This window comes from Tessaracoccus luoxuelianae, from assembly GCF_054483915.1.
The window spans coordinates 2,227,865-2,244,336 of record NZ_CM137013.1; the positions used below are offsets into that span (position 1 = coordinate 2,227,865).

Annotated in this window: 14 protein-coding genes; 1 reads left to right on the forward strand and 13 read right to left on the reverse strand. The window is 70.5% G+C overall.

Annotated features, from left to right (window positions below; all coding sequences use genetic code 11):
• Positions 1-73: 73 nt before the first annotated feature.
• The 13 genes from ACX1D1_RS10095 to hisI form a co-directional block, all read right to left on the reverse strand.
• Entirely contained in the window at positions 74-1,606 is a 1,533-nt protein-coding gene (locus tag ACX1D1_RS10095; protein WP_459056577.1) for an aspartate:alanine exchanger family transporter, read from the reverse strand.
• Positions 1,607-1,716: 110 nt separating this feature from the next.
• Complete coding sequence (locus ACX1D1_RS10100) at positions 1,717-2,004, reverse strand: putative quinol monooxygenase (protein ID WP_459054471.1); 288 nt, start codon at positions 2,002-2,004, stop codon at positions 1,717-1,719.
• A gap of 478 nt (positions 2,005-2,482) precedes the next feature.
• Positions 2,483-3,949, reverse strand: coding sequence for a glutamate synthase subunit beta (gene gltD, locus ACX1D1_RS10105; RefSeq protein WP_459054472.1), 1,467 nt, complete (start codon positions 3,947-3,949; stop codon positions 2,483-2,485).
• Positions 3,942-8,471 carry a glutamate synthase large subunit gene (gene gltB / locus ACX1D1_RS10110; RefSeq protein WP_459054473.1) on the reverse strand — a complete coding sequence of 1,510 codons (4,530 nt, stop codon included), beginning with the start codon at positions 8,469-8,471 and terminating at the stop codon, positions 3,942-3,944. The genes gltD and gltB overlap by 8 nt, the downstream gene beginning before the upstream one ends.
• A 139-nt stretch (positions 8,472-8,610) precedes the next feature.
• Entirely contained in the window at positions 8,611-9,795 is a 1,185-nt protein-coding gene (locus ACX1D1_RS10115) for an alpha-amylase family protein (RefSeq protein WP_459054474.1), read from the reverse strand.
• Between the two features lie 47 nt (positions 9,796-9,842).
• Positions 9,843-10,463 carry an SCO family protein gene (locus tag ACX1D1_RS10120; RefSeq protein WP_459054475.1) on the reverse strand — a complete coding sequence of 207 codons (621 nt, stop codon included), beginning with the start codon at positions 10,461-10,463 and terminating at the stop codon, positions 9,843-9,845.
• Positions 10,460-11,308 carry a tryptophan synthase subunit alpha gene (gene trpA, locus ACX1D1_RS10125; protein WP_182782660.1) on the reverse strand — a complete coding sequence of 283 codons (849 nt, stop codon included), beginning with the start codon at positions 11,306-11,308 and terminating at the stop codon, positions 10,460-10,462. The genes ACX1D1_RS10120 and trpA overlap by 4 nt, the downstream gene beginning before the upstream one ends.
• Positions 11,305-12,540, reverse strand: a complete 1,236-nt coding sequence (trpB, locus tag ACX1D1_RS10130) for a tryptophan synthase subunit beta (protein ID WP_459054476.1) — start codon at positions 12,538-12,540, stop codon at positions 11,305-11,307. The genes trpA and trpB overlap by 4 nt, the downstream gene beginning before the upstream one ends.
• Positions 12,537-13,331 carry an indole-3-glycerol phosphate synthase TrpC gene (gene trpC, locus ACX1D1_RS10135; RefSeq protein WP_459054477.1) on the reverse strand — a complete coding sequence of 265 codons (795 nt, stop codon included), beginning with the start codon at positions 13,329-13,331 and terminating at the stop codon, positions 12,537-12,539. Before trpC ends, trpB begins: the two co-directional genes overlap by 4 nt.
• Positions 13,328-13,534 carry an HGxxPAAW family protein gene (locus ACX1D1_RS10140; protein ID WP_182782657.1) on the reverse strand — a complete coding sequence of 69 codons (207 nt, stop codon included), beginning with the start codon at positions 13,532-13,534 and terminating at the stop codon, positions 13,328-13,330. The genes trpC and ACX1D1_RS10140 overlap by 4 nt, the downstream gene beginning before the upstream one ends.
• Before the next feature lie 38 nt (positions 13,535-13,572).
• The gene (locus tag ACX1D1_RS10145) at positions 13,573-13,980 is read right to left on the reverse strand and encodes a hypothetical protein (RefSeq protein ID WP_459054478.1); all 408 of its coding nucleotides are present in this window, start codon (positions 13,978-13,980) and stop codon (positions 13,573-13,575) included.
• A complete protein-coding gene (locus ACX1D1_RS10150) occupies positions 13,977-15,464 on the reverse strand; it encodes an anthranilate synthase component I (RefSeq protein ID WP_459054479.1) in 1,488 nt (495 codons plus the stop codon). Before ACX1D1_RS10150 ends, ACX1D1_RS10145 begins: the two co-directional genes overlap by 4 nt.
• Positions 15,464-15,790 carry a phosphoribosyl-AMP cyclohydrolase gene (gene hisI, locus ACX1D1_RS10155; RefSeq protein WP_255422194.1) on the reverse strand — a complete coding sequence of 109 codons (327 nt, stop codon included), beginning with the start codon at positions 15,788-15,790 and terminating at the stop codon, positions 15,464-15,466. Before hisI ends, ACX1D1_RS10150 begins: the two co-directional genes overlap by 1 nt.
• A gap of 33 nt (positions 15,791-15,823) precedes the next feature.
• Between hisI and ACX1D1_RS10160 the strand changes: the two genes are divergently transcribed.
• Positions 15,824-16,432 carry a TIGR03085 family metal-binding protein gene (locus ACX1D1_RS10160; RefSeq protein WP_459054480.1) on the forward strand — a complete coding sequence of 203 codons (609 nt, stop codon included), beginning with the start codon at positions 15,824-15,826 and terminating at the stop codon, positions 16,430-16,432.
• The last annotated feature ends 40 nt before the right edge of the window (positions 16,433-16,472 follow it).

The window sequence follows — 16,472 nt, forward strand, 5'->3', positions numbered from 1 at the left end:
CATCCGTCAGCGGGCGACGGGACCCCACCATACTCGCCCCTGGCCGCGCCGGCCCTGTGGCGCGGCCGGTGGGTCACGCCACCGCCCCCAGCACCTGCACGGCGACGATCTTGGCGATGATCCCCAACGCGAACAGGGCGGCGTAGCCCGCGTCGAGACGCCCGTCGCTGACCCGTGAGGTGGCGAACGACAGGATGGCCGGCTGGCCGATGTAACCCGCGAAGCCCCCGGCGGCGCGAGGGGCGCTGAGCCCCAGGAACCTGGCGCCCGCGAGGAAGACGACGGCGGAGAACGCGACGATGATGGCCGCCAGGAGCCCGGCCCGGAGCCCGGTGGCGGTGAGCGCCTGGTCGGCGAACAGCGGCCCCGAGGCCAGGCCGACGCTGGCGAGGAACAGCAGCAGGCCCAGTTGCCGGATGGTGAGGTTGACGGTGAGCGGCATGGCCCAGATCAGCGGGCCGGTGCGGTGGGTGGCGCCCAGCACCATGCCCACCAGGAGAGGTCCGGCTGCGGAGCCGAGGGAGAACACGGCCTCTCCGGGCATGGGGACCGCGATCGTGCCGATCAGCAGGCCGGCCACCAGCCCCAGGCCGAGCGCGAGGGCATCCACCTCTGCGACTCGTCGCTCGGAGTCCCCCAGGAACGTCGACAGGTCGTCCAACTCCTCCTGGGGTGCCACCGCCAGGACCCGGTCGCCGAGCTGCAGGACGAGGTCGTCACGGGCGAGGAGATCCGAGTCGCCGCGGCGCACCCGGGTGATCACCGCCCCGAAGCGCCCCGGGAGGTTGAGCTGCGCCACGGTACGCCCCGCCACCGACGGCGAGGACACCACGAACCGCGTGAAGTCCACGAAGGCGCGGTCGTCGGTCAGCTCCCGGGACAGCCGGTGCCCGAGGTAGGCGATCGCCTCCTCAACGGCGGCCGGTGCGCCCACCACGAGCACCTCGTCCCCGGCCTGCAGGTCCTCACCGGGGGCCAGGACCCGGGTGCGGGCGTCGCGGACGAGGTAGCTCATCTTGATGCTCTCGTCCGCCCAGCCGGGCACGCCCCGCTGGGAGGTGGGCCTCTTGACGTGCACGGACTCGGCCACGATGGCGTCGGCCGAGGCGGGCGCCGGGTCGTTCCGGCCGGGCCACTTCCGTCCCACCACGAGCGCCACCACGACGATGGCCAGGATCACGCCCACCGGGTAGCCGAGGGCGTAGCCGACGGCGGCGTCGGGGCTGCCGGTGGCTGCGGTGGCGGCGGCGAGTGCCGGAGTCGAGGTGAGCGCGCCCGCGATGAGCCCGGCCACCATGCCGGTGCCGAGGCCCAGCCAGGAGCCGATCATCGAGGCTAGGGCCGTCACGGCGGCAATGGCCGCCACCGCGAGGATCATCAGCGGGAGTTGGCGCCGGAGGTCTGAGAAGAAGGTCTCCCCCGCCGCGATGCCCACGGTGTAGACGAACAGGGCGAGCCCGAGTGTGGAGATCAGGGCCAGTCCGTCGCCGAGCGCGGGGTCAAGCGCGCCCACGGCGAGGCCGACGAACAAGGCCCCCGCGGCGCCGAGCTTGAGGGGCCCGAAGGGAATCATGCCGAACGCGGCGCCCAACGCCACGACCAGCATGATGGTCAGCAGGGGCGACGACGCGAGCAGGCCCAGCACGGTGACTCCTCCCCCGCCCGTTCACTCGTCCGGGCAGTCAGCAGGCTAGCGCTTCACGAAACGCGGGCGGCTCAGGGCTCGTTCAACCAGGTGAGGTGCGAGCCGTCCTCCACGATGTGGTGGACCAGCTCCGCGTTGAACTCAGCGCCGTACTCGGCCGTGATGTGTGCCTGGAAGGCGTCGTCGTCGCGGTACTGCTCGAAGACGAACCAGCGGCGCGGGTGGTCCTCCCGGGTGAACGGGAGGAACACCACGTTGCCGGGCTCCTGGCGGACCTTCTCGGTGAGGCCAGCCATCAACTCGGCGACCCGATCCTCGTGTCCGGGCAGCGCGGTGAACTCGGCGAACAGTGTCTTCATCTGCCGAGCCTATCCCTGTGGGACCCTCCCGGTGCGAGACAGCCCCATCGGCCTGACGCAGGACACCAATGGTCGTCTCCGCTGGCTTGTCGGGGGTTCAGGTCCAAAGGGTCCCGCTCCCGAGCGCAAGGGTGGGGGACGGCAGGGCGGCACTGCGCAGCGGTGCCCAACCCGACGACCACCCAACCGGCATCCCGCCCAAGCAGACCCACCCCCAACGCCGCCCCGCCGGCCCACACCCGGAGCAGACAACGCCACAAGCCAGACGAGTGCGGGGAGAAACGCGTGAAGGTGATAGTCACGACCCTTCGAGACGGCACCCGCGCCTTCGGCGGCGCGCCTCCTCAGGGAGCGATGGGGACAGGCCACGCCGCTACGCGGGCGGCCCTCCTCAGGGAGCGATGGGGACAGGCCACGCCGCTCCGCGGGCGGCCCCACCTCAGGGACCGAAACCCCGACTGACAATCGAAGATGACCGCTAGACCAGCAGCTGGCGCTCCTGGGGCCCGATCGGCCGTGGGAGCTTCGACGAGCCGCTGAGGTGCTCGTCGACGCCCTGCGCGCAGGACCGACCCTCCGCGATCGCCCACACGATCAGCGACTGCCCGCGGCCCGCGTCGCCGCACACGAACACGTGCTCCACGCTGGTGCGGTACTTGTCATCGCGCACGATGTTGCCGCGGGGATCGAGCTCCACCCCGAGCTCCTCGACCAGGCCGGTCTGCTGGGGCCCGGTGAACCCCATCGCCAGCAGCACCAACTGGGCCGGGATGTGCCGCTCGGTGCCCTCGACCGGCACGAAGCGGCCGGCGTCGAAGCGGACCTCGACGATGTCCAGGCCGGCGACCCGGCCCTGGTCGTCGCCCACGAACCGGTTGGTGGACACGGAGTACACCCGGTCCCCGGCCTCCTCGTGCGCCGAGGTGATCTTGAACGTCATCGGGTAGGTGGGCCACGGCTGGCCCGCGGGGCGGTCCCCCGGGGGCATGGGCAGGATCTCAAGCTGGGTGATGGATCGTGCGCCCTGCCGGGTGGAGGTGCCGAGGCAGTCGGCGCCGGTGTCACCGCCGCCGATGATCACCACGTCCTTGCCCTCGGCGGTGATCTGGTCCGCCACCTCTTCGCCGAGCGCGGCGCGGTTGGCCTGGGGCAGGAACTCCATGGCCTGATGGATGCCTGCGAGCTCGCGCCCGGGGACGGGCAGGTCGCGGGGAACGGTGGAGCCGACGGCGAGCACCACGGCCTCGTAGCGGTCCAGGAGTTCCTTGCCCGTGATGTCGACGCCCACGTTGACGCCGGTCTTGAACTGGGTCCCTTCCAGCACCATCTGCTTGAGGCGGCGGTTGAGGACGGCCTTCTCCATCTTGAACTCGGGGATGCCGTACCGCAGCAGGCCGCCGATGGCGTCGGCACGCTCGTAGACCACGACGGTGTGCCCGGCGCGGGTCAGCTGCTGCGCCGCGGCGAGGCCGGCCGGCCCGGAGCCGACGACGGCCACCGTCTTGGCGGTGTGCCACTCAGGCTGTTGCGGGAAGACGCGGGAGTCCTCCCACGCCTTGTCGATGATGGCCACCTCGACGTTCTTGATGGTCACCGCGTCCATGTTGATCGCCACCACGCAGGCCGTCTCGCAGGGCGCCGGGCAGAGGCGGCCGGTGAACTCCGGGAAGTTGTTGGTGGCGTGCAGCCGGTCCAGCGCGGCCTGCCACTCGTCGCGCCAGACCAGGTCGTTCCACTCGGGGATGAGGTTGCCCAGCGGGCAGCCGTTGTGGCAGAACGGGATGCCGCAGTCCATGCAGCGGCCGGCCTGCTGGGAGATGATCGGCAGGAGGGCCTTGCCCGGGGTGCCCGGGTAGACCTCCTTCCAGTCGTGCACGCGCTCCTCCACGGGGCGACGCTCGGCCACCTGCCGTGGCGTGGTCATGAAACCCTTGGGATCAGCCATGAGCGGCCTCCATCATCAGTGTGGTGGTGTCCTCGTCGGACAGCCCGTCGGAGACGGACTGGGCCTTGACGGCCATGATGCGGGCGAAGTCGCGCGGTTGCACCTTCGTGAAGCGGAGGCGCAGGTCCTCGTCGCTGAGCTGGAGCAGCTCGTCGGCGACCAGGGAGCCTGTCTCGGCGCGGTGCTCGTCCATCAGCTCCCGGATCCGTGCCACGTCCTCAGGCTCCGGGTCGACCGGGTCCGCCAACTCGGTGTTGAGGCGCAGCGGGTTCAGATCCAGCACCCAGGCCACGCCACCGGACATGCCGGCGGCGAAGTTGCGGCCGGTGGGCCCGATGACGAGGACCTCGCCGCCGGTCATGTACTCGCAGCCGTGGTCCCCCACGCCCTCGACGACGGCGGTGGCCCCGGAGTTGCGCACGCAGAAGCGCTCGCCCACCAGGCCGCGCAGGAACATAGCCCCTGAGGTGGCGCCGTAGCCGATGACGTTGCCTGCGACGATCTGCTCGGCGGGGTCGAAGCGCACCCCCTGCGGCGGGGTGACGACGAGGCGTCCGCCCGAGAGTCCCTTGCCGAAGTAGTCGTTGGAGTCACCGATGAGCCGCAGCGTGATGCCGCGGGGCAGGAAGGCGCCGAAGCTCTGGCCGCCGGTGCCGGTGAGCGTGAACTCGATGGTGCCTGGCTCCAGGCCCTTGCCCTCGGTGGCCTTGGTCACCTCGTGGCCCAGCATGGTGCCGACGGTGCGGTCCACGTTGCGCACCGGCAACGACTGGCGCACCTGCTCGCCGCGGGCGAGCGCGGGCTCCGACAGCCGGATCAGCTCGACATCCAGCTTCGAGTCCAGGCCGTGGTCCTGGACCGTGGTGCAGTGGCGCTGCGTGCCCTCGGGGACGTCGATCTGCGTAAGGATGGGCGAGAGGTTGAGGCCGTGGGTCTTCCAGTGGCCAACCGCCTTGCCGACGTCCAGCAGGTCCGCCCGTCCGACGGCCTCTTCGAGGGAGCGCAGCCCGAGGGAGGCGAGCAGCTCGCGCACCTCGCGCGCCATGAACATGAAGAAGTTGACCACGTGGTCCGGGTCCCCGTGGAACTTGCCCCGGAGGAACGGGTTCTGCGTGGCCACACCCACCGGGCAGGTGTCCTTGTGGCAGACGCGCATCATGATGCAGCCGGCCACCACGAGGGGCGCAGTCGCGAACCCGAACTCCTCGGCGCCGAGCAGCGCTGCGATGAGCACGTCCCGGCCGGTCTTGAGCTGGCCGTCGCACTGGACGACGATGCGGTCACGCAGCCCGTTGAGCAGCAGCGTCTGCTGCGTCTCGGCCAGGCCGAGCTCCCACGGGGCGCCGGCGTGCTTGAGCGAGGTCAGGGGCGCCGCGCCGGTGCCGCCGTCGTGGCCGGAGATCAGCACCACGTCCGCCTTGGCCTTGCTGACGCCCGCCGCGACCGTGCCGACGCCGATCTCGGAGACCAGCTTGACGTGCACCCGCGCCGAGGGGTTGGCGCACTTGAGGTCGTGGATCAGCTGCTTGAGGTCCTCGATGGAGTAGATGTCGTGGTGCGGCGGCGGGGAGATGAGGCCCACGCCGGGCGTCGAGTGACGCGTCTTGGCCACCCACGGGTAGACCTTCGGGCCGGGCAGCTGGCCGCCCTCGCCAGGCTTGGCGCCCTGGGCCATCTTGATCTGGATGTCGTCGGCGTAGGTGAGGTACTCCGAGGTCACGCCGAAGCGGCCGGAGGCCACCTGCTTGATGGCGGAGCGGCGGGCCGGGTCGTGGAGCCGCTCCGGGTCCTCGCCGCCCTCGCCGGTATTGGACTTGCCGCCGATGCGGTTCATCGCGACGGCGAGGGTCTGGTGGGCCTCCATGGAGATGGAGCCGTAGCTCATGGCGCCGGTGGAGAACCGCCTGACGATGCTCTCGACGGGCTCCACCTCGTCGATGCTGATCGGCTCTGTGGGCTTGAAGTCCATCAGAGAGCGCAGCGTCATGATCCGCGAGGAGTTGTCGTTGACCAGCGAGGTGTAGCGCTGGAACATCGTGTAGTCGCCGGTGGAGGTGGCGTGCTGGAGGCGGAAGACCGTCTCCGGGTCGAACAGGTGCGGCTCACCCTCGCGGCGCCACTGGTACTCGCCGCCCACCAGGAGGTTGCGGTGCGCGAGCGGGATGCCATCCGTGGGGTAGGCGGTCGTGTGCCGGGCCTGGATCTCGTCTGCCAGCTGGCCCAGGCCGAGGCCTCCGAGCCGGCTCGTGGTGCCGGTGAAATAGCGGTCCACCACGTCCTGGCTGAGGCCGACGCACTCGAAGATCTGCGCGCCGGTGTACGAGGCGATGGTGGAGACGCCCATCTTGCTCATCACCTTCAGCACGCCCTTGGACAGCGCCTTGGCGACGTTGGCGATGGCCTTCTCGGCGCTCACCTCGACGTACATCTCCCGGCGGGCCAGGTCCTCCGCGGACTCGAACACCAGGTACGGATTGATGGCGGCGGCTCCGAAGCCGATCAGGAGCGCCATGTGGTGAACCTCGCGCACGTCGCCGGCCTCCACCACGAGGCCCACCTGGGTGCGGGTCTTCTCCCGCACCAGGTGATGGTGCACGGCCGCGGTGAGCAGCAGCGACGGGATGGGCGCCAGCTGGGCGGTGGCGTGCCGGTCCGACAGGACGATCGCGCGGGCTCCGCCGCGGATGGCCGCGGACACCTCGTGGCAGATCTCCTCGATCTTCTTCTCCAGCGCCCTGCCGCCGCCGGCCACCTTGTACAGGCCGTGCACCACGTGGGTGCCGTACCCGGGCAGTTCGCCGTCCTTGTTGAGGCGCACGATCTTGGCCAGCTGCTCGGAATCCAGGACCGGCCGGTTCATGGTGAGCTGCCTGGCCGCCTCCGGGGTGGGCTCCAGCAGGTTGCGCTCGGGTCCGATCTTGGTGGTCAGCGAGGTGACGAGCTCCTCGCGGATCGCGTCCAGCGGCGGGTTGGTCACCTGCGCGAACAGCTGCTTGAAGTAGTCGAAGATCAGCCGCGGCCGGCTACTCAGCACCGCGATCGGCGAGTCCGTGCCCATGGAGCCGATCGGCTCGGTGCCGGTGTTGGCCATGGGGGCGATGATGAGGCGGAGTTCCTCTTCGGTGTAGCCGAACACCTGCTGGCGGCGGATCACGGAGGCGTGGGAGTGCACGATGTGCGCACGACCCGGAAGGGCGTCGAGCTCGATCTTGTTCTCCGCCACCCACTTCTCGTAGGGGTGCTCAGCGGCGAGCGAGCCCTTCACCTCGTCGTCGGAGAGGATCGTGTGCTTCTCCAGGTCCACCAGGAGCATGCGGCCCGGCTGGAGGCGCCCCTTGCGGATCACGTCTCCGGCCTCGATGGGCAGCACTCCGGCCTCCGAGGCGAACACCACGAGTCCGTCGGCGGTCTCCCAGAAGCGTCCCGGGCGCAGGCCGTTGCGGTCCAGGCAGCCACCGATGATGGTGCCGTCGGTGAACGTCATGCAGGCGGGCCCGTCCCAGGGCTCCATGATCATCGAGTGGTACTCGTAGAACGCGCGGCGCTGCGGGTCCATCTCGGCGTGGCCCTCCCACGCCTCGGGGATCATCATGAGGACGGCGTGCGGCAGGGAGCGCCCGCCGAGGTGCAGCAGCTCGAGCACCTCGTCGAACGAGGCCGAATCCGAGCCGTCGGGGGTGCAGATCGGGAACAGCTTCTCCAGGGTTCCGGGGAACTTGTCCGACGTGAGCAGCGCCTCCCTGGCGCGCATCCAGTTGCGGTTGCCGCGCACGGTATTGATCTCGCCGTTGTGGGCGATCATGCGGTAAGGGTGCGCCAGCTCCCAGGCCGGGAACGTGTTGGTGGAGAAGCGTGAGTGGACCAGGGCAAGCGCTGACTCGATCCGCTCGTCGTGAAGCTCCGGGAACACCTCCTCCAGCTGCGCGGTGGTGAGCATGCCCTTGTAGACCAGTGTCCGCGCCGACAGCGAGGCGAAGTAGAGGCCTGTCTCGTGCTGGGCGCGGCGGCGAAGGACGTAGGCCACCCGGTCCAGGTCGATCCCCGTCTGCCCCTCGCGGCCTGCCACGATCAGGTGCTCGAAGCGTGGCATCGCGCCGATCGAGATGGGCGAGAGCGTCGAGGTCTCCACGGGCACCTCACGCCAGGCGAGCACGTCGAGCTCCAGCTCCCCGGCGATCGCCTCGACGGCGGCCTTGACCTCGGCGCGTCGCGCGTCGTCGGTGGGCAGGAAGGCCAGGCCGACGGCGTACTCGCCGGCCTCCGGCAGGTGGACCCCCGCCACGGCACGCAGGAACCGGTCCGGGACCTGGATCAGGATGCCGGCGCCGTCACCGGCTGCCTCGTCGGCGCCGGTGGCGCCGCGGTGGTCCAGATTGCGCAGAGCCTCGAGCCCCTGGGCCACGATCCGGTGCCGGGGCACGCCGTCGAGTTGGGCCACGAAGGCGACACCGCAGGCGTCGTGCTCGTAGGACGGGTCGTAGAGACCCACCTTTTCGCGGTGCGGGAACACGCTCTGAGCCATCTACTGGTCCTCCTCGAAGTCATTCAGGACATGCTGCGGCCGGGCCACAGCGAGGAAACAGTATGCGGGCGGCCTGCGCCGAGCAACTGAATCCATGCCCGGTGGCAGAGCGTAAGGCAATTGTTACCTGGCCGAAACATCAGTCCAGAATGAGCGAGTCGTGGCCTGAGCGCACGGCGACGATCCCCGCCCCGAGGTCCACGCGGAACTCGGCCGCGCCCTCGGCGGAGGAGCAGCGGTAGACCAGCTCGGTGTTGCTTCGGTGGAGAACCTCCAGTGAGGCCGTGGCCAGCCAGGGGTGACGACGGCGGAACGCGATCGCGGCCTGATAGCGGCGGTGGAGGGGCTCACCCAGCGCGGACAGCTCGTCGGGCGTGGCGGGCAGCGGCGGGCGGACCTCGTCGTCGCCATGCCAGGCCTCGGTCTTCGTGCCGGTGAATCCCTGCTCGTCGCCGTAGTAGACGCTGGGCATGCCGGGCAGCGTCATCAGGATGGTCGCCGCGAGGCCGGCCCGCTGGGCGCCCACGGTGGTGGCGATGCGGGTGACGTCGTGGTTGCCGACGAAGATCTGGGGCAGGAACTCGGCGCAGAACACGGCGTGACGCTCAAACGCGTGAGCCAGCTCCCAGAGGTTCTCGTCCTTGAGCGAGCTCCAGATCGCCTTCCACAGCTCGTACTGGGTCAGCGAGTCCAGCGTCGATTCGCGGACGAAGGCGGAGTAGTCGCCGTGGATGACCTCGCCGAGGAGGACGGCGTCAGGGAACTCGGCCCGGACGCGCTCGGCGACGTCGCGCCAGAATCGGGTGGGGACGGCGTAGGCCACGTCCAGGCGCCATCCGGCGATGCCGCGCCGGAGCCAGTGGAGCATGGCGTCGGCGACCAGGTCCAGGACCGCCGGATTGTCGTGATTGAGCTCCACGAGGGAGTCGTGCCCCTCCCAGCCCTTGGGGTGGCCGTTCTCCTGACGGATCAGCTCCGGGCGCTCGGCCACCAGCGGGTGTTCACGGGCAACATGGTTGAACACCCCGTCGAGCATGACGTTGATCCCGCGGGCGCGGGCTCCGGCGATCAAGCGGTCGAAGTCTGCGTCGTCGCCCAGCCGGGAATCGATGCGGAAGTGGTCCAGCGTGTCGTAACCGTGGGAGACCGACGCGAACACAGGACCGAGCAGGAGCCCGTTGCAGCCGAGCTCGACGAGGTAGTCCAGCCATCCCTCCAGCCGGGTCAGCCGGTGCGCGGGATCGCCATGCTCGTTTCGGATCGGCGCCCCCGTCGCTCCCAGGGGATAGACCTGCCACCAGATCGCGTGCTCCATCAGGCCCATGCGGGGTCCTCCTCGTCGGCTCTGCCCCAGGCTACTCCCAGCGCCCGTCAGGCGGCGATCAGGCGCTCGAAGTCGTCCTTCATCTCACCGGCCGACAGCCCGTTCCACACCACTCGCATCAGGCGGTCCTCGCCGAAGCCCAGCACGTAGGTGCCGTGGTCCACCTCGTAGCCGCCTGAGGGCAGCTGCTTGCCCTCGGCGATGTCGATGCCGAGGCTCATCGCGGCGGGCATGATGTCCTCCAGCGGGCCGCTGAGGCCAACAAACGAGTCATCCACGCGCGCCAGGTACTCCCGGAGCACCTCGGGGGTGTCGCGGGCGGGGTCCGTGGTGACCACGATGAGGGTGATGTCGTCGATGAGGTCCTCGGGGAGGCGACGCTTGGCGGTGGCCATGTCCGCCATGATCCCCGGGCACACGTCGGGGCAGTTGGTGTAGCCGAAGAACAGCGCCACCGCGCTGGTGGTGGGCCCCGTGGCCAGGTTGTAAGGCTGCCCGAACTGGTCGGTCAGCGTCACGTCAGGAAGCGGGTTGCCGCCGTCGGCCAGCATGGTTCCGTTCCACTCACTCTGGCCCATGTTGACGCTGGCCACGGGCCCCTCGTCGGGGGTGCAGCCGGCCAGGAGCCCCACCGCGCCGACGCCGAGGAGTCCGCGCCGAGAGATCACCGGCGGGCCCTCTCGACGCCACCGGCGAGCTCGTCGGCGAGCCTGCGGAGGCGGCCGAGGTCTGTCTGCAGGTCCAGCCCGTCGGAGTCCAGGCACTTCAGGAGGGCCGATCCCACGATGACCAGGTCCGCGTAGCGACCCACCTCGGCAGCCTGGTCCCCGTTCGAGACGCCCAGGCCGATGCCGATGGGGAGCCCCTGGTCCACGGCCCGGGCCCGGGCCGTGATGATGGGGGCCGCGTCCGAGGTGGCGGTGCGGGTGCCGGTGACGCCCATCACGCTGGAGGCGTAGACCCAGCCGCGACACGACGCCATGGTGAGCGCGATCCGCTCCTCCGTCGACGACGGCGCGATCAGGAACACCCGGTCCAGGCCGTAGTTGTCCGTGGCCTCATGCCATTCCGGGCAGTCGTCCGGCGGCAGGTCCGGGGTGATCACACCTGCCCCGCCGGCGGCGGCGAGGTCGCGGGCGAACGCGTCAGGGCCGTAGGCCTCGATGAGGTTCCAGTACGTCATCACCATGGGCGTGGCGGTTGTCTGCGCCACGGCTTCGACGGCGAGGAACGCGTCGCGGGTGCGCACGCCCCTGGCGCGGGCCTTGGCGGTGGCGTGCTGGATGACCAGACCGTCCATCAGCGGGTCCGAGTACGGCATGCCGATCTCGACGATGTCCACCCCGCGACCCTCGACGCCCTCGGTGATGGCCTTCACCGCGGTGATCGAATCCGCGACACTCGGGTACCCCACCGGCAGGTACCCCACCAGCGCCGGGCGTCCCGCGTCCAGTGCGCGGGCGACGACCTGGCCGGAGATTCCGAGCCGGTCAGCGTCTGTGAACTGGCTCATTCCATGCCCCCGACGGTCTGGTCCGGCTGGCCCGACAACCCGAAGTACTCGAACGCCGTGGCCACGTCCTTGTCCCCGCGACCCGACAGGTTCACCAGGATCGTGGGGCGGGCCGACGGGTCCTCCTCCGCAATCCTCAGACCCAGCCGTCGGGCTCCCGCCAGGGCGTGGGCGGACTCGATGGCCGGGATGATGCCCTCGGTGCGGCTCAGCAGCCGGAAGGCGTCCATGGCCTCGTCGTCGGTGATGCCCTCGTAGACCGCGCGCCCGGTGTCGGCCAGCCAGGCGTGCTCCGGCCCGACTCCTGGGTAGTCCAGCCCGGCGGAGATGGAGTGCGACTCGATGGTCTGCCCGTCCTCGTCCTGCAGGACGTAGGTGCGGGCGCCGTGCAGCACGCCCGGGGTGCCCGCGACGATGGTGGCCGCGTGCCTGCCCGTCGCGATTCCCTCCCCCTCGGCCTCGAAGCCGTAGAGCTTGACGTTCTCGTCGGGGATGAAGTCGAAGAACATGCCGATGGCGTTGGAGCCGCCGCCCACACACGCCGCGACATAGTCGGGCAGGGCGCCGTGGTCGTCCAACATCTGCTGGCGCGCCTCGGTGGAGATGATCCGCTGCAGCTCGCGCACCATGTACGGGAACGGGTGCGGTCCGCCGACGGTGCCGATCAGGTAGTGCGTGGACTCGACGGTGGTGACCCAGTCCCGCATCGCCTCGTTCATGGCGTCCTTCAGCGTCCGCGAGCCTGACGCCACGGCGTACACCTCGGCGCCGAGCAGCTGCATGCGCGCCACGTTGAGGGCCTGGCGCTTGGTGTCCACCTCGCCCATGTAGACGCGACACTCCAGCCCCAGCAGCGCGGCCGCGGTGGCGGTGGCCACGCCGTGCTGGCCGGCGCCGGTCTCGGCGATCACGCGGGTCTTGCCCATCCGCTTGGTGAGCAGCGCCTGACCGAGCACGTTGTTGATCTTGTGCGCGCCGGTGTGGTTGAGGTCCTCGCGCTTGAGCAGGATGCGGGCGTTGCCGCACAGCTTGGAGAAGTTCTCCGCCTCCGAGATGGGGGTGGGGCGCCCCGAGTAGTCGCGCTGGAGGCGGGCGAGTTCGGCGTGGTAGGCGGGATCCGCCTGCGCCGCGTCGAACGCGACGGTGAGCTCGGTCAGCGCCGCCTGCAGCGCCTCGGGCACGAATCGGCCGCCGAAGCGTCCGAAGTGGCCCCTGTCATCTGGCACGCTCATGCGTCCTGCCTTTCTGCTGCGGACCTGAAGTCCGCGATGGCCCGGGAGGGGTCGCCGTGCTTGACGAGCGCCTCCCCCACGAGGATCACGTCTGCGCCGGCCGCCGCGACGGCGGCCACGTCGTCGGTGGTGAGGATGCCGGATTCCGCGACCCTGACAGCCGTGCCGCCGATCCGCTCCGCCAACGCGCCGAAGGTGGACAGGTCCACCTCCAGGGTCTTGAGGTTGCGGTTGTTGACGCCGATCAGCTGGAAGCCGAGCGCAAGCGCCCGGTCCACCTCGTCGACGGTGTGGGTCTCGACGAGCGCCGTCATGCCGAGCTCGTGGGTGAGGGCGCCGAATCTGGCGAGCTCCTCATCGGTGAGCGCCGCGACGATCAGCAGCACCAGGTCCGCCCCGTGGGCGCGGGCCTCGTGGAACTGGTACTCCTCCACCATGAAGTCCTTGCGGAGCACGGGGATGCCGACGGCGGCTCGGACCGCCTCGAGGTCTGCCAGGCTGCCGCCGAACCGCCGCTGCTCGGTGAGGACCGAGATGGCCGCGGCGCCGCCCGCCTCGTACGAGGCGGCCAGCGCTGCCGGGTCCGCGATATCCGCGAGGTCACCCTTCGACGGAGACTTTCGCTTGACCTCAGCGATCACGGCCATCCCGGGCGCACGGAACCGGGGCATGGGGTCCAGAGCGGGCGCGGCCTGCTCGGCCGCGCGCATCACGTCAGCCAGGGGGGTTCGCGCCCTGCGCTGCTCGAGGTCTAGCCGGACTCCGGCGATGATGTCGTCCAGGACGGTCACGGCTGCCCGTAGCCCATGGCTTTCATGACCAGGGCGAGCACGGCGGCGATGGCCACGATGACCCCGCCAGTGATCACGAGCGCCCAGTGCGGGCCCATGAGGGATCCCGCGGCCGCGATGATGAAGCCGAGGGCGGCGATGCCCGAGGCGGCCCAGGCCATGGGGCTCTTGCCGTGGTGGTAGTACTGCGGAGTGCGCGCCATTGCCGTGAGCCTTTCGTCGCTTCAGGTATGCGCCGAGACTACCGTGCGTCCCCAGCGCGGTGCACGTCCTGCTCGTCGGTGGGATCGGCCCCGGAATCCATCGCGGCCCACAGGTCGACGGGGTGCGCGCCGTCCGCGCGGCGGCGGGTCACCCAGCCCGGCCCCCACCACACCATGCCGAGCAGGGCGATGGCGGAGGCCGCGAATCCGGCCAGCGACACCCACTGCCCGGCCTGACCCGCCCACCCGGCGGCCGCGACCGCCAGGGCGGTGAGGGCCACGCCCAGGAACCGCAGCTGGAGCCCGCGCAGCATCAGCGAGAGCCCGAGGCCCGCCGCCAGCGCCCATCCGAGGGAGGCAACCCCGCTGCCAGCGGCCTGCGCCGAGAACCCCGCGGTCAGCGCGCCGGCCAGCGCCAGCAGCGTGACGGCCCACCGTCCGGTCACGCCGTGCCCATCGCCTCTGCCCGCGCGAGCGCCGTGATGACGGCCTGCGCCTTGTGACGGCATTCGGCGTCCTCGGTCTCCGGGACCGAATCGGCGACGATGCCCGCCCCCGCCTGGACGTGGGCCACGCCGTCGGACAGGACAGCGGTGCGGATGGCGATGGCCACGTCCGAGTTGCCGGCGAAGTCGAAGTAGCCCACCACGCCGCCGTAGAGCCCCCGCCGCGACACCTCCAGCCTGTCGATGATCTCCATGGCGCGCACCTTCGGCGCCCCGGACAGGGTGCCGGCGGGAAAGCAGGCCAGGACCGCGTCGAGGGCGCTGCGCCCGTAGGCCAGGCGCCCGGAGACCGCGGCCTCCAGATGCATGATGTGGCTGTAGCGATGGATGTTCATGAACTCGTGCACGGTGACGCTGCCGGGCTTGCAGATCCGGCCGAGGTCGTTTCGGCCCAGGTCCACCAGCATGAGGTGCTCGGCCCTCTCCTTGGGGTCCGCCAGGAGCTCCTCGCCCAGCCTGCGGTCCTCCTCCGGGGTGGCGCCGCGCGGCCTGGAGCCGGCGATGGGACGGGTGGTGACCACGGAGTCCTGCACGGTGACCAGCGCCTCGGGGCTGGAGCCCACGACGTCGAAGCCGGGCAGGCGCAGCAGGTAGAGGTAGGGGCTGGGGTTGGTGAGCCGCAGCGCCCGGTAGACCTCCAACGCGTCGGCGGTGATGGGGATGTCGAAGCGCTGGGACACCACGATCTGGAACGCCTCGCCGGCGCGGATCTCCTCCTTTGCCTCCTCCACCATGGCCATGTACTCCTCGGAGGTGCGCTGGCGCGTGATCGCCAGCGTGGCCGGCTCTCCCTCCTGCGCCGCGAACGACGGGCGGGGCGCGCGCACCGCTTCGGCCATGGCCTCCACCGCTGCCACGGCCCCGTAGTAGGCCCGCTCCACCCCTTCGTCTGTGCCGTCGAAGTTGATGGCGTTGGCGATCAGCCACAGCTCACCGCGGTGGTGGTCGAACACGGCCAGCTCGCTGGTGAGCATCATCACCAGCTCGGGCAGCTCGAGGTCGTCGACGGTGGTGTCGGGCAGGCGCTCCAGCCGGCGCACCACGTCGTAGCCGAGGTAGCCCACCATGCCGGCGTGGAACGGGGGCAGCCCCTCGACGACGGGGGTGGCCAGCTGCTGCAGGGTGGTGCGCAGCGCGGTCAGGGGGTCGCCGTCGCCGATGCCGGCCAGCGGGTGCCCCACCCAGTGCGCCTTGCCGTCCAGCTCGGTGAGGGTGGCGGCCGTCCTGACACCGACGAACGAGTAGCGCGACCAGACGCCGGCCTCCGCGGACTCGAACAGGAAGGTGCCCTCGCGCGCCCCGCACAGGGCCTGGTAGACGGCCACGGGGGTCAGGTCGTCGGCCAGGAGCTTGGCGTAGACGCTGATCACCCGCCGGTCCTCGGCGAGCCTGGTGAACTCCGAGATGGTGGGCGCGATCCGCATCACAGGTCCTCCGCTGTCAGGGGGGTGAAGAAGCAGGTCCGGTTGCCGGTGTGACAGGCGGCGCCACTCTGGTGGACGCGCAGCAGGAGTGCGTCGCCGTCGCAGTCCAGCGCGACGGACACCACCTGCTGGGTGTGCCCTGAGGTGAGGCCCTTCTCCCACAGTTCCTGCCGCGAGCGGGACCAGTACGTGGCGCGGCCCGTGGCCAGCGTGAGGCGCAACGACTCCTCGTTCATCCAGGCCAGCATGAGGACCTCGCCGGTGTCGGCGTCCTGGGCGACGGCGGGGATCAGTCCGTCCTGGTTGTACACGATGGTGCCAGTCATGGAGCACATTGTGCCCTGCCTAAGCTTGAGCCCATGACCTTCGCCCAGCGGCAGCGCTCCGCCCTCGTCTCCCTCCTCCGCGGCCTCGGCCCGTTCGCCCCCACCAAGTGCGGCGGCTGGCAGACGCAGGACCTCGCCTCCCACCTCTACGTCCGTGAACACCGGCCGGCCGCACTGCCGGGCATCGGCATTCCGCGCTTCGCGCCGCTGACCGAACGCATCCAGCGGGAATCGCTGCACAGCCTCGGCTATCCGGCCCTGCTGGATGCACTGGAGCAGCCGGCCTGGTTCATGCGGCCGATCGACAAGCTCGTCAACACCTCCGAGCTGTTCATCCACCACGAGGACGTGCTGCGCGCCAACGGCGGCTCGCAGGTGCTCACCCCGGCGGAGCAGCAGGAGCTGTGGCCGGTGGCGCGGATGCTGGCCCACAAGGCGCAGGCGGGCTACCGGGGGCGCGTTCTTCTGACCCGGACCGACACCGCGCAACAAATCGCCATGGGCACGGGTAATCGCCCGATCCATGTCTCCGGGCTTCCGTCGGAGCTGGTTCTGCTGCTCAGCGGGCGTGAGGCGGACGTCACTGTCGGCGGCGAACCCGCCGCGCTGGAGGCCTGGCGGGAGGCGCTCTCCGGCCTCTGAGGAAGCCGGTCCTTCCACTGTGGGCCCTCAGCGGAGACAC